Origin of the sequence: Marinobacter sp. CHS3-4 (assembly GCF_030053415.1) — a bacterium.
Lineage (GTDB): Bacteria > Pseudomonadota > Gammaproteobacteria > Pseudomonadales > Oleiphilaceae > Marinobacter.
On the sequence record NZ_JASGBJ010000001.1, the window covers coordinates 375,507 to 388,761 of the forward strand.

A 13,255-nucleotide genomic window follows, 5' to 3' on the forward strand; every position below is an offset into this window, starting at 1 on the left:
ACCACTCCGGTTATTCTTCGTCAGGCTGGCGCTTGATCCACGCCAGCACATGTTCCGAGGGTACTCGCTGTAAGCCAGGCGGCTGCCAGTCGGTCAGCTCTCCCTGGCCCAGGACCAATAACCCCCCGGGCGCCAGTCTTTCTGCAAGCCGTTTTACTATTTCGCGCCGGCGCCAGCGCCGGAAGTAAATCAGCAGATTCTGGCAGAAGATGATGTTCATCCCGTGCATCGGTGCTTTTTTCAGGTCCAGCACATTCAGGCGTGTAAAACACACCCGGTCCCGAATGCTTTCGACAATTTCCACGGTATTCCGCTCTGCTGGGTGGAAGTACCGGTTTTTCATGGCTTCGTCCATGCCGATCAGCTTACGTGCGCTGAACCGGCCGGTTTTGGCCTTGTCGATTGCCGGTTTGCTGATGTCCGAGCCGGTCACCCCGTATAACGGTTTCAGCGACAAGGTCTCCATGCACTCGTTCAGAACCATGGCGAGGGTGTATGGCTCTTCGCCCGTAGAGGCCCCCACACTCCAGACTTCCAGAGGCCGTTTTTTCAGAGCCTCCCGCGGCCGGGTCAGCACATAGTCTGATACCAGCCGAAACGCGTCCGGATCACGAAAAAAGCGCGTCTCCTGCACGGTGAGCCGATCTACCAGCGTGGCCCACTCTACGATTGCGTCCGGCCCGGATACGATTTTTTCGTAGTAGGCCTGATAACTGTTACAACCGATTTCCCGCATGCGAATCGCGAGATTGGTCTCGAGAAACGATTTCCGGCCTTCGCTCAAGGTCATGCCGGTTCTGTGTTCCAGCAATGTCTGCCATTGGTTGAACTGCGCCTCGTCCATATCTGGGAGTCGGCGCAGTGACCAGATGCCCTCGGCAGTTGACAGGTCGTTGCGGTTTTCAGCCATAAACTGTCAGCGGCCTCGGATTGATCGTTACTCGCTAACCACGGGAACGTCGTCGTCCTCGTCCTCGTCCTCGTCTTCGGTGTCTTCGTCCTGATCAACCGCATCCTCTTCCGGTAAGGTAAAGCCGGCAACAGAGGACCGAAGTTCGGACGCCATTTCTGCGAGATTACCGATAGATTTCGCGGTGGCGTTGGTACCAGACGAGGTCTGCGAGGTGATTTCCTGGATGACGTTCATCGTGTTGGAAATGTGGGCCGCAGAAGACGACTGCTGTCGTGCAGCGTTGGAAATGTTCTGGATCAATTCTGCCAGAGACATGGATACGTTCTCGATCTCTTCGAGCGCGATACCCGCGTCCTGTGCCAGACGTGCACCACGAACCACCTCGGCGGTGGTGTGTTCCATGGAGATAACGGCTTCGTTGGTGTCCGACTGGATCGTCTTAACCAGTGCCTCAATCTGTTTGGTCGCCGCGGAAGAGCGTTCCGCCAGTCGCTGAACTTCGTCCGCAACTACCGCGAAGCCGCGGCCCGCGTCACCGGCCATAGAGGCCTGGATCGCGGCGTTCAGGGACAGGATGTTGGTTTGGTCGGCGATGTCGTTGATCAGCGATACGATGTCACCGATTTCCTGGGAAGACTCACCCAGACGCTTGATCCGTTTGGACGTTTCCTGGATCTGCTCGCGGATATTGTCCATGCCCTTGATGGTGTTATTTACCACCTCGGAACCTTTCTTCGCGATCGCAACCGACCGCTCAGCAACCGCGGAAGATTCGGCGGCGTTGGAAGATACCTGGTCGATGGACACCGCCATCTCGTTCACCGCCGCCGAGGCGCCGGCAATTTCCTGAGCCTGGTGCTCGGAAGCGTCGGCAAGGTGCATGGCCGTAGCCTGAGTTTCCTGGGCCGCCGACGCTACCCGCACAGCGGTTCCACGAATCGCCTGTACCAGGCCGCGCATCTGGTCGATCGCGTAGTTGATCGAGTCAGCGATGGCACCGGTGAAGTCCTCGGTTACTGTGGCCTCTGTGGTCAAGTCACCATCCGCCAGGTCAGCGAGTTCGTCCAGCAGTCGCAAGATCGCGTTTTGGTTCTGTTCGTTCTGCTCCTGAGTCGTCGCCAGGCGGGCCTGGGCGTCGCGGTAGAGTACAACACCGATCATCACAACGATGCCGACCATGGCAGCCAGAATGATGAAGGCGAGGGTCGGGCTGAAGAAACCGGATCCGGCCTGGCCGGTGAAGCGCTCGGATAGTTCAGACAGCTCGTCCAGCAATACCTGGGAGTTCTGGAAAATGTCGCTGGCCGCAGTACGTACCTTGAAGAGGTCGGGAGAAGCTTCAAGGATGGCGTCTACGTTCTGGGAGACGAATTCAAACAGCTCGCCAACGGCTTCCAAGCCGTAGATGGCGTCTTCGTCAGTTACCTGGGTGATGCCCATGGACGGGTTGCCGTTGACCTGTCCGTTCAATACGCGACCAAACAGGCTGGCGTCTCGACCGAACCGGTCGGCAGCAACCACCGCGTCTTCGTCGCCGGACAGTACGTTGTTGACCGACCGCACGATCCGCTCAGCGAGCAGCGACTGGCGTTGGGCCAATGCGATCTGTTCTGCTGGCGCGTCATTCTCAAGCAGGATTTGAACGATGTCGTCGTATTCCACCTGCAACTGGGGAATGGTTTCGTTCAGGGTCCGGGCGACTTCGTGCAGGCCCAGTACCGCGTCCTGGGTGGACAGAATGCTGTCTGCGTTGTCACGCACCGTGTTCCAGGTTTCCTGAACGCCACTGTTTTGAGCTACCTCGCTGGGAGGCAGTCCAGTTTCCGGGTTGCCGTCGGTGATGTAGCCCCAGAGCCGGTCGAACTCGTCCCGCGAACGGCGCAAAGCGTCAAACGCTTCTGCGGTGCCGCCTGCGGCCTCCGTCGCGTTCTTGGCAATTTCCTGCGACAGCACCCGCAATTCTGCAGAGTGGGAGATGTATTGCTGATCGTGCTGACTGTTCTGATTGATGATGAACAGTACGGCAACGAGCAGGACGGTCAATGCAATCAGTGCGGCGATCAAGCCGGCAACAAGTTTGTTGCCTCCCTGACCCACACTGAGTTTTCCGGCTCTATTCTTCATTGTCTGGCTCCCGGCCTTTTCTTAATAGTGGTAAGTCTTTCGCTGCGGGGGCTCGACAGGTCCTTTATCGGGCCTGCTAGTGAAACCACCCTTACCATTGCGCTACATCCAGAAAGCGCTCGTCGCCAAGCAGGTCGGCGGCAGAAAACACTTTCCAGACTTCTTCGTTACGTTCGTAGCCGCCATTTACAAACGGCTGAACGCTCTCCGGAACTCCCTGCGGCGAGGCCACATGGTTATCCACGGCGAAATACTGCATCCCGGACACGCTGTCGACCACCAGTCCACTGAATACATCGCCCTGCTCGACAACCAGTACGCGGCGATCGCGTTGGCTGCGCGAGGAGCGCGGTACATCAAAGAAACTGGCCAGATCAATCAGCGGCAGGAGGCGGCCGCGAACGTTAGCGGCCCCCAGCATAAAAGGACGAACCCCCGGAATGTGGGTGTAACGGGGGACGTGAAGGATTTCGATAACTTCTCCCATGGGCGCCACATAGCGCTCGCCGGCGAGGACGAATCCGATGCCGTTCCATAATTCAACGGCTTGTTGCTGCTCCGGCAGACCGGCGGCCAGGGAACGACTGCGCCGGGCGATATCCGTCAGAACAGCAAAAGGGGCGGCCTGGGCGGACATGCTCACTCCACGGTTGGAATCAGCCGATCAGGCTGTTGATGGTTTTGATCAGATCGTCTTCGTTAACCGGCTTTACCAGATAGCCTTTTGCGCCTTGGCGGGTGCCCCACACACGGTCAGTTTCCTGATCTTTGGTGGTTACGATCACCACAGGGATCGACGCGGTCTCCGGTGCGCGGGTCAGCTGACGTGTCGCCTGGAAACCATTCAGGCCGGGCATGACAACGTCCATCAGCACCAGGTCCGGCGTTTCAGCGCGGGCTTTGGCAACGCCGTCGGCACCGTTGTCGGCCGTGAGCACTTCATGCTTGTGCTTTTCGAGAATGGTCGAGATTTTCTTAACCTCGGTCGGCGAATCGTCAACAATCAGAATGCGGGCCATGATGTCCTCAATAGTTCAATGCTGGAGCTGGGTTACTGTTCCGCGGCCGGAACGTACTGGCGAATCGTATTCAGAAGCTCGTCCTTGCTGAACGGTTTGGTCAGGTACTGGTCAGACCCGACGATGCGTCCCTTGGCCTTGTCGAACAGGCCGTCTTTACTGGACAGCATGATAACCGGTGTCTTCTTGAAGGAGGAGTTGTTCTTGATCAGTGCGCAGGTTTGATAACCGTCCAGCCGGGGCATCATGATGTCAACAAAGATGATGTTCGGCTGGGAATCGGCAATCTTGGCCAGGGCGTCAAAGCCGTCAGTTGCGGTAATGACTTCGCAACCCACTTTTTTTAATAGGGTTTCTGCGGTACGACGAATGGTCTTGCTGTCGTCGATCACCATAATCTTCAGATTTTCGAAGTTGTCATCCATTGTCCAACAGCCTTGCGCTCTGCGTATCGTTATTTTTCAACCGGGCTTTTTAACACAATCCTGAACGTTCTTCTATAAGCCCCGCTAATTTATAGAGTATTGCTGCCCGGATAAAAAGTAGAACTTTGTGACCAAATGTACTTGCGCGGGTACAATACCTTCTTTGAACACAGCATAGCACTTATTCTTCAGGTCGCTTTGCAGAGCGGTTCCGGTTTTTCACCTTTATTAACAACGAGGCAATATGACAGTCCGGCTCGGTATTGTAATGGATCCCATCGAGGACATTTCCTTCAAGAAGGACAGCTCGCTGGCCATGTTGGTGGCGGCTCAGAAACGGGGTTGGGCCATTGAGTACATGGAGCTTCCTGATCTGTACCTTGATGGCGCGCAAGCACGGGCGCGGACTCGTGAACTCACGGTACGGATGGATCCGGACGACTGGTTCGAATACGGCAACAGTCAGGACCGGGCATTGGGTGACCTGGATGTGATTCTGATGCGCAAGGATCCGCCGGTAGACCGAGAGTTTCTGATGGCCACCTACATACTTGAAGCTGCCGAACAGCAGGGCGCTCTGGTGGTCAATCCTGCCTCGACGCTCCGGGATTGCAATGAAAAGCTCTTTGCTACCCAGTTCGACGACCTGACGCCTCCGTTGATCGTGACCCGGTCTGCCGAACGACTCAAAGCGTTTTACCAGAAGCACCGCGACGTCATTATGAAGCCGGTGGACGGCATGGGCGGCAGTTCGATTTTCCGGGTCAAGCACGACGATGCCAACCTGGGAGTCATCATCGAAACGCTTACCAATATGGGTGCCCATCAGGCCATGGCCCAAAAGTACGTGCCGGAAATAAAGCAGGGCGATAAACGGATCCTGTTGATCGACGGCGAGCCTGTTCCCTATGCCCTTGCACGGATTCCATCGGATGGCGAGAATCGCGGTAATCTGGCGGCCGGCGGGCGCGGTGAAGGGCGAGAACTCACGGATAGAGACCGGGAAATCTGCCATCGGGTGGCGCCGGTTCTGAAAGAGAAAGGTTTGATTTTTGTGGGCATCGACGTGATCGGCGATTATCTGACCGAGATCAACGTGACCAGTCCCACTTGCATCCGTGAGCTTGATGCCGCCTTCGGCATCGACATTTCGAGTACGCTGTTGGATGCTGTGGAGCGGCGTCTTTCCAGCAGAGGGTAACAGTCCAGAATGGCGGCACAGGTCAGCGACTTCGATCGGTTTTCGTTCACGCTTTTTTTGGCGTTGGTGCTGCACGCCATTATTGCCCTGGGAATCACGTTCGCCCCCGAAGACCCCCGGTCTTCCGCACAAACCATGGAGATCACACTCTCTCAGTTTGACGATGAGACCGAGCCGGACAAGGCGGACTTTCTGGCTCAGACCAATCAGAAGGGCAGCGGTACAAAAGAAGAGCCGGTCGAGATGACGTCTCCGAACCCATCAGAGGTCAACCAGAAGAACATCGAGCCGGTTCAGCCGGAGCCCGCGTCCAGAACCGAACCGGTCGCCAGGGAAGAGAAGGCGGTTGTGCAGACGCAAGCTGAGACCGAGCGTAGCTCACCGCAGCCGGAGAAAGCTGAGCCGGACGTAGACGAGCCGCTGCCGGTTCGTGAGAAAAAAAGTCTGATGGAACGCAGCCTGGAAATCGCGAGTCTTGAAGCCAGATTCGATCGTCAGCAGCGGGCGTATGCCCGCAAGCCCCGGGTGATGCGCGTAACGGCGGCATCAACGTTGAAATCCACCAATGCTCTCTACGTGAGCAACTGGGTGGATCGGGTTGTCCGGGTTGGTAACATCAATTACCCATCGGAAGCCCGGCAAAAAAATCTCTACGGCAATGCGCGAATCCTTGTCTCACTGCGAAAAGATGGCACAGTGAAAGAACTGGCTATACTGGAGTCCTCGGGCAGCCCTGTTCTGGACGACGCAGTGAAGCGAATTGTTCGTATGGCGGCGCCTTTTCCTCCGTTTCCGGATTCTCTAAAGGAGACTGCTGATGAACTTGAAATTATCCGCACCTGGGTTTTTGGCAGGCAGGGGCTGAGTTCAGGATGACGGCTTCAAAAGAATCCCCCCATAGCCTGCGCAACCATTTCCTGGTGGCGTCTCCCTATCTGCAGGATCCCCGTTTTCACGGTGCGGTCATCTACATCTGCGAGCATTCAGACGACGGTGCGCTTGGCCTGATGGTCAACCAGCCGCTGGATATCCATCTGGGTGAGATTCTGGAGCAGTTGGACATGGATGGCGGCGAACTGGATGTGCCGGTGTATAGCGGTGGGCCAGTCCAGCAGGAGCGGGGGTTTGTGCTCCATACGCCGGACCGAAGCTGGCAGAACACCGCCGAAGTGACTGGGAAAGTCTGGCTGACCACTTCTCGTGACGTGCTGTCAGATATTGGTGCCGACGAGGGCCCCCAGCATTACCTTGTGTGCCTTGGTTACTCCGGCTGGAGTGAGGGGCAACTGGAGGAAGAACTGGCCAGTAATGCCTGGCTGAACTGCCCTGCCAATCCCGAGATTCTGTTTCATACACCGCCAGAGGAGCGCTACAAAGCGGTGCTCACGGCCATTGGCGTTGATATCAACCAGCTGAGCGAGTCCATCGGTCATGCCTGAAACGGGCAAGCGGCGAGTGCTGGCGTTTGATTTCGGTACTCGCCGAATTGGCGTTGCCAGCGGCCAGGAATTGCTGGGGTCTGGCCGTCCGGTGGCCATGCTGCCGGCAAAAGACGGCATTCCGGATTGGGCACAGATCGAAGGCCTACTGAAAGAGTGGCGGCCGGATCTCGCCCTGGTCGGCTTGCCGCTGAACATGGACGATACCGAAAACGACATGTGCGCCCGGGCCAGAAAGTTTGCCAAGCGCCTGCACGGCAGGTTTCATGTCAACGTGGAATTGGTAGACGAGCGCCTGACCAGCTTTGAAGCCAAGGGCGAAGTGATGGCAGAAGGTGGCAGTCGCGACTATGGTCAACACGGTGTGGATGACCGGGCCGCGGTGCTCATTCTGGAAACCTGGTTCAACCAGCAGTCTGCAAACGAGAGACCCAATGACACAAATGCCTGAGGTAGAGCAGCTCCTGGATCGGATGGAACAGGGCCTGCGGGACATTCTTGAGCAGCGAGGCATCTCAGACCCCGCCGTAATCGGTATCCGCACAGGCGGAGTCTGGCTGGCAGAACGCTTAAGCCAGCGCCTGGGTTTGTCGACGCCACTAGGGGAGCTGGATATTTCCTTTTACCGGGACGATTTCAGCCGCATTGGCCTGAATCCGCGCGTGAAACCTTCCAGCCTTCCATTCGATACCGAGGGCCGAGACATTGTGCTGATCGACGATGTCCTGATGAGCGGGCGCACCATTCGCGCAGCAATGAACGAGATATTCGATTATGGACGGCCGGGCAGTATCATTCTTGCGACTCTGGTCGACCTTGGGGCAAGAGAGCTGCCGATACAGCCAGATATCGCCGGGCAGGTCCTTTCGCTGCCGTCGAGCCAGCGAGTGAAACTGCGAGGGCCAGAGCCATTGCGCATTGAACTCCGGGAAACCGGGGAATAGAACTGTTATCAAAATCACCAGGCGGGAACTCCATGACAGCACAGGGCCCTGTGACCAAATCGCTGCAACTGACTGAAGAGGGTCAGCTGCGCCATTTTCTGACGCTGGATGGACTCGACCGGGCGTTACTGACCGATATTCTTGATACCGCCGATTCGTTTATTGAAGTTGGTGAGCGCAGCATCAAGAAAGTGCCTTTGCTCAGAGGCCGTACGGTCGTGAACCTGTTTTTTGAATCCAGTACCCGCACCCGCAGTACCTTTGAATTGGCGGCCAAGCGGCTATCAGCGGATGTGTTGAATCTGGATATTAATACCTCGGCCACCTCCAAAGGCGAATCCCTCTCCGACACACTGTTGAATCTGGAAGCCATGGCCAGCGACATGTTTATTGTGCGGCATTCCCAGAGCGGCGCTCCTCATTTTATTGCCGAGAGCGTGACTCCGGGTGTGGCCATCATTAACGCCGGCGACGGTCGCCACGCCCATCCCACCCAGGCCATGCTTGATATGCTCACCATCCGCCAGCACAAAGGCCGTTTTGAGGGTCTGAAAGTGGCGATTGTGGGCGATGTACTTCATTCGCGGGTAGCGCGTTCCCAGATTCGGGCGTTGCAGGAACTCGGGGTGTCGGAAGTACGCGTGATTGCCCCGGCCACGCTCCTGCCAAGTGATGTGGAGAGCCTGGGCTGTAAAGTGGAATACGACATGACCCGCGGTATGAAAGATCTCGACGTAGTGATCATGCTGAGACTGCAGAAGGAACGGATGGAAGGGGCTCTGCTGCCCAGTGAGCGTGAATTTTACCGTCTCTATGGCCTGAACCGTGAGAAGTTGGCACTGGCTGACCCAGAGTGCATCGTGATGCATCCCGGGCCGATCAATCGCGGCGTTGAAATCGAATCCGCGGTCGCCGATGGTCCACAGTCCGTGATTCTGGATCAGGTCACCAATGGTATTGCCATTCGCATGGCCGTCATGTCCATGGCCATGGGCGGTCAAATGGCTGATCGAAATCGACAGTTAGCAGAAAGGAAAAGCCAGTGAGCGGCAAGAATCAGCAGTCGTCATCCAGCCTGGCCCTGATTGGGGGGCGGCTTGCCACCTCGGGTGAAGCGGTAACGGTGGTTATCCGAGATGGTCGGATAGAGTCGCTGGGTCAACCCGATGTCGGCCATACAACGGATCAGCAAATCGACGTCAGCGGATGTCTGATCAGCCCCGGGTTTGTGGATCTGTGCTGCAACCTGCGAGAGCCGGGTAATGGCCAAAAAGGCAACATAGCGTCAGAAAGTCGGGCGGCAGCCCGGGGTGGATTCACCACACTCTGTGCGTCGCCGGAAACGTCTCCGGTCAACGATTCCGGGGCGGTAACCAACCTGATTCTGGATGTTGCGGCCAAAAAGTCGAAAGTACGCATTCTTCCAATTGGTGCGATCACCCGTGGCCTGGAAGGCGAATTGCTGAGCGATATGTCCGGGCTTGCCGGCGCTGGCTGTGTTGCTATGGGCAATGGCAGTCGACCCGTTCGCAATGCCAGGGTGTTGCGGCGCTGCATGGCCTACGCACAGACATTCGGGCTGACCGTGATGTTTGCCCCGGAAAATCAAGCACTGGCCGCTGACGGTTATGCCCACGACGGATCAGTCGCTGCTCGCCTGGGGCTGCTGGGAGTGCCGGAAGTGGCTGAAACGGCGGCTGTGATGGAAATGTTGCTGCTGGCCGAGGAAACCGGTGCGCGATTGCATCTGAGCCAGCTCTCCTGCGGCCGTAGCGTCGATATGCTGCGGGAGGCTCGCGGTCGCGGAATTTCAGTCACTGCCGATGTAGCCATGCATCAGCTGCTGTTCACTGAAAACGCGCTGTCAGGTTTCGACAGCCGGTTCCACGTGCGACCGCCTTTGCGGAGTGAGCATGACCGTCAGGCACTGGTGGCTGGCGTTCAGGACGGTACAATTGATGCCGTCACCAGCCAACACCAACCCCATGATTCGGCCGCCAAGCAGGCGCCTCTGGCAGCGACGGAGCCGGGCTTATCCACGGTTGAAACAACACTTTCCATGGGGTTGAAGCTTGTGGACCGTGGGGAATTGACGCTGCCGCGGTTAGTGCACTCGCTGACGGTGGGACCCGCGTCGGTTATCCAGCGGAATGCGGTCATCAAGCAGGGTGTCCCGGCTGATTTATGCGTGTTTGACCCAGACGGAAGCTGGTCGCCGTCAGACGACACCTTGTTATCAGCGGGCCGCCATCATCCTTTCCCCCATCAATCCCTTCCTGGTGTTGTCCGGCTCACTTTGTGCAATGGGGAAACAGCCTGGACCTCCGAGCAAAGCTGACCCTCTGTCCCTACCCAAAGTGTGTCAGAAGTTGTCCGTGCTTTGTCGAGCCCGTCACACTTTCTCATTTTTTGCCGCGACGCCCTTGAATAGTGGCACCTGTGCCAACGTATTCTTGCATTACTCAGCCTATTGTCGGCTGCGAAATCACCGGGTAATCGACGCACACACGGATGTGTCGATGCCACAATAATAATGCAGGAGTCGTCCCTTGAAATCATTTAACCTTCCAAGAAAGGCCCTTTCGGCGGTCGCGTTGTGCGCCGGCTTGGTCCTTTCTCCCGTTGCAAGTGCTCAATCCGAGATACTGGAGCGCAGTTTCTGCGTGTTTGACCCCGTTGGCGCGAATGGTCCCTTGTTTGCCATCGCCAAGACGTTCAAGCCGGTTGCTTTGAAGAACGGTATCAAGTTTGAGCTGCGTGCCTACACCGATGAAAAAGTCGCGGCCGAAGATTTCAAAGCCGGTCAGTGCGACGGTGTTCTTCTGACCGGTACTCGTGCTCGTGAATTCAACAAGTTTACCGGCAGCCTGGAAGCCATCGGCGCTGTTCCGGGCGAGGAAGAAATGCGGTTGCTCTACAATACACTGAGCCAGCCCAAAGCCCGTTCATTCATGATCGACGGAGCTTATGAAGTTGCCGGTGTTCTGCCAGGTGGCGCGATTTACCTGCACACTCGCGACCGCAGCATCAATTCAGTGGAAAAGCTTCAGGGCAAGCGCATTGCCACGCTGGATTATGACGCCGCCTCCGTTCGCATGGTTCGCCATGTGGGCGCGTCCGTGGTCGGTGCCAACTCTGCCAACTTTGCGGGCAAGTTCAATAACGGCAGTGTGGATCTGGCCTACGCGCCAGCCGTTGCCTATCAGCCGCTGGAACTCTACAAAGGGGTTAACCCAGATGGTGCCGTGGTCAAGTACGCTCTTGGCTACATGAACTTCCAGATCGTGATTCACCGCGATCGTTTCCCGGATGAAACCAGTCAGTTTATTCGCGAACAGGCGATGAGCAAACTGGACGAAGCCTACGACATTATCGCGACCGCAGAATCCGAGATTCCTTCAGACGTCTGGATGCGTCTGCCACAGGACAAGTTGGCAGAGTACGACAAGATGTTGCAGCAGGTGCGTCTGTCGTTGATGGAAGACGGCATTTTTGATGAACGCGCGATCCAGTTGATGAAGGCGATTCGCTGCCGGGTGGATGGATCCCGCTCTGAATGCGCGTCCTGATCCGGGAAGATTGAGTCGATGGGGGCCCGTTTAAGGCCCCCGCGATCGTCAACGGATGGCGTCCTTCAGCGCTTTACCTGCCTTGAAACCAACGGTTTTACTTGCCGGAATGCGAATGCTCGCGCCCGTTTGGGGGTTGCGACCGTCTCTGGCCTCGCGGTGACGGATGCTGAACGTACCGAAACCAATCAACGTGGTGTCTTCACCCCGGGAGGCGGCAGCTGAGATCTGATCCGTGAAGGCGGTAACGACTTCGCTGGCTTTGTCACGGGTGAGCCCGGTCTGTTCGGCAATGGCCGCTGCAAGTTCAGGTTTGCGCATAGGTAACTCCTTTGAGGGATTCTTCGATTGCGATCGCACGGTGTGCGATCACCGATCAAATCTATAGCGGTTCGCACTGTGATGCGCAAACTGGCCGCGTTAACGGAATTTAATCTGGTGTCTGTGTTTGCGGCGCGGGTCTCATAAAAACAAACGCTTGTCGGCCATAATGCCGCTTCAGTTACAAACAGTAACAGGGCGTCGGCAGGGAAAAGTGAAAGGTACAACACTATGACGATTGAACAGCACAACGAAAGTCAGAATCGACCTTCTGTGAGCGGCATCCGCAAGCTTCTGGCGGCGACTTTGGTTGGCACGCTGCTGTCGGGCTGCGGTGCCATCAACAATATGATGTACAAGACCACCGGCGATGTGATGCAGGGTTTTTCGCGGGATCATACGGTGCCCTACCTGCTTGAAAGCCAGGACCTGACCATGGGCTGTGCCATGAGCGAAGCGACAGCACCGCTGCTGATGTCGTTCGGGCGGGTGACATCACAGCCGGACCAGCTAGCGGTGATGCTGTATCTGTCAGCTGGCGGTTGCGCGGAAGAGCGGGCTCGGGAGTACGAGTTGAATAGTCTGGCAGCCATGCGGGCACTGGAGGCCGAGAAGGCGGAAGACGCCATTATTCAGCAAAAGCGCGCGTTAAGTCTGGCGGCTGAGCGCTATTTCCAGGCCTGGCAGCATCACAACGAATTCTATGGCAAGCCGGTCGCGGGTGAGTGTCCCGGCTTTGATGATGATCTGGGCGAATTTATCTACCTTGCGGGCCTGCTGTCCGGGCTCCAGGCTCTTAACGCAGAAATCCAGTCAACGTCCTCCATCGGGGTTCCCAAAAACATCGGTTCCACCGTGGCCCGCGCAACCCAGTGCCTGGACAACGAGAAATGGTGGGGCGCGCCCATGGCTCTGCGGGCCACCGTTTGGGCAATGATTCCGGGTGCTTTGCCTGAGGGCGAAGATCCTTTTGTCCGCCTGGATATTGCTGACGAGCAGGGTGAGGCTGCAGGCGTGCGAATCAGTCACGTGTTTCACGCCATCGCCGCTCAGAACAAAAGCGACGAAGAGCGCTTGCGCGACGTAATCCGAAGCCATGCCGAGGCCACCGAGGAAACCCCGCCCAATGAGCAGTGGCAGTTTGTCGATGCCATGGCGACACAGATGATCGTGGCCATTTCCGATCGCATGTGGATGGAGAATACAGGGCATCGCACGCCCATGGGACAGCTGGGTACCTTCTGGGACGACGAGAAGGAAGCTGTTGAAACCATGGATCTGGATGGCCTGCTTTAAATCA

The 13,255-nt window shown here is 57.0% G+C and carries 15 protein-coding genes; 9 read left to right on the plus strand and 6 right to left on the minus strand.

Annotated elements, in window-relative coordinates; translation table 11 throughout:
• Positions 1–10: 10 nt before the first annotated feature.
• The 5 genes from QLQ17_RS01730 to pilG form a co-directional block, all read right to left on the minus strand.
• The gene (locus tag QLQ17_RS01730; RefSeq protein WP_283207812.1) at positions 11–910 is read right to left on the minus strand and encodes a CheR family methyltransferase; all 900 of its coding nucleotides are present in this window, start codon (positions 908–910) and stop codon (positions 11–13) included.
• A 27-nt stretch (positions 911–937) separates the two neighbouring features.
• On the minus strand, positions 938–3,037 hold the full coding sequence (locus tag QLQ17_RS01735; RefSeq protein ID WP_283207813.1) for a methyl-accepting chemotaxis protein: 2,100 nt from the start codon (positions 3,035–3,037) through the stop codon (positions 938–940).
• Between the two features lie 91 nt (positions 3,038–3,128).
• The gene (locus QLQ17_RS01740; RefSeq protein WP_283207814.1) at positions 3,129–3,674 is read right to left on the minus strand and encodes a chemotaxis protein CheW; all 546 of its coding nucleotides are present in this window, start codon (positions 3,672–3,674) and stop codon (positions 3,129–3,131) included.
• A 19-nt stretch (positions 3,675–3,693) separates the two neighbouring features.
• On the minus strand, positions 3,694–4,056 hold the full coding sequence (gene pilH / locus QLQ17_RS01745) for a twitching motility response regulator PilH (protein ID WP_283207815.1): 363 nt from the start codon (positions 4,054–4,056) through the stop codon (positions 3,694–3,696).
• A gap of 32 nt (positions 4,057–4,088) precedes the next feature.
• The gene (gene pilG / locus QLQ17_RS01750; protein WP_135804132.1) at positions 4,089–4,481 is read right to left on the minus strand and encodes a twitching motility response regulator PilG; all 393 of its coding nucleotides are present in this window, start codon (positions 4,479–4,481) and stop codon (positions 4,089–4,091) included.
• Between the two features lie 244 nt (positions 4,482–4,725).
• Here pilG and gshB point away from each other — a divergent pair, with 244 nt between their 5' ends.
• The 8 genes from gshB to QLQ17_RS01790 all read left to right on the plus strand — a co-directional run bounded on the left by gshB (position 4,726) and on the right by QLQ17_RS01790 (position 11,634).
• Complete coding sequence (gshB, locus tag QLQ17_RS01755; protein ID WP_283207816.1) at positions 4,726–5,682, plus strand: glutathione synthase; 957 nt, start codon at positions 4,726–4,728, stop codon at positions 5,680–5,682.
• Positions 5,683–5,691: 9 nt separating this feature from the next.
• On the plus strand, positions 5,692–6,558 hold the full coding sequence (locus QLQ17_RS01760; RefSeq protein WP_283207817.1) for an energy transducer TonB: 867 nt from the start codon (positions 5,692–5,694) through the stop codon (positions 6,556–6,558).
• Entirely contained in the window at positions 6,555–7,121 is a 567-nt protein-coding gene (locus QLQ17_RS01765; RefSeq protein WP_283207818.1) for a YqgE/AlgH family protein, read from the plus strand. The genes QLQ17_RS01760 and QLQ17_RS01765 overlap by 4 nt, the downstream gene beginning before the upstream one ends.
• Complete coding sequence (gene ruvX, locus QLQ17_RS01770) at positions 7,114–7,572, plus strand: Holliday junction resolvase RuvX (protein WP_283207819.1); 459 nt, start codon at positions 7,114–7,116, stop codon at positions 7,570–7,572. Before QLQ17_RS01765 ends, ruvX begins: the two co-directional genes overlap by 8 nt.
• A complete protein-coding gene (gene pyrR, locus QLQ17_RS01775; RefSeq protein ID WP_283207820.1) occupies positions 7,556–8,065 on the plus strand; it encodes a bifunctional pyr operon transcriptional regulator/uracil phosphoribosyltransferase PyrR in 510 nt (169 codons plus the stop codon). Before ruvX ends, pyrR begins: the two co-directional genes overlap by 17 nt.
• A 32-nt stretch (positions 8,066–8,097) precedes the next feature.
• Complete coding sequence (locus QLQ17_RS01780) at positions 8,098–9,111, plus strand: aspartate carbamoyltransferase catalytic subunit (protein WP_283207821.1); 1,014 nt, start codon at positions 8,098–8,100, stop codon at positions 9,109–9,111.
• Entirely contained in the window at positions 9,108–10,403 is a 1,296-nt protein-coding gene (locus QLQ17_RS01785; RefSeq protein ID WP_283207822.1) for a dihydroorotase, read from the plus strand. The genes QLQ17_RS01780 and QLQ17_RS01785 overlap by 4 nt, the downstream gene beginning before the upstream one ends.
• A gap of 211 nt (positions 10,404–10,614) precedes the next feature.
• Positions 10,615–11,634 carry a putative solute-binding protein gene (locus QLQ17_RS01790; protein ID WP_502867346.1) on the plus strand — a complete coding sequence of 340 codons (1,020 nt, stop codon included), beginning with the start codon at positions 10,615–10,617 and terminating at the stop codon, positions 11,632–11,634.
• Positions 11,635–11,682: 48 nt separating this feature from the next.
• Here the strand turns inward: QLQ17_RS01790 and QLQ17_RS01795 are convergent, their stop codons facing one another.
• Positions 11,683–11,955, minus strand: coding sequence for an HU family DNA-binding protein (locus tag QLQ17_RS01795; RefSeq protein ID WP_283207823.1), 273 nt, complete (start codon positions 11,953–11,955; stop codon positions 11,683–11,685).
• A gap of 231 nt (positions 11,956–12,186) precedes the next feature.
• On the opposite strand from QLQ17_RS01795, the gene QLQ17_RS01800 reads away from it, so the two are divergent.
• On the plus strand, positions 12,187–13,251 hold the full coding sequence (locus tag QLQ17_RS01800) for a hypothetical protein (protein ID WP_283207824.1): 1,065 nt from the start codon (positions 12,187–12,189) through the stop codon (positions 13,249–13,251).
• The last annotated feature ends 4 nt before the right edge of the window (positions 13,252–13,255 follow it).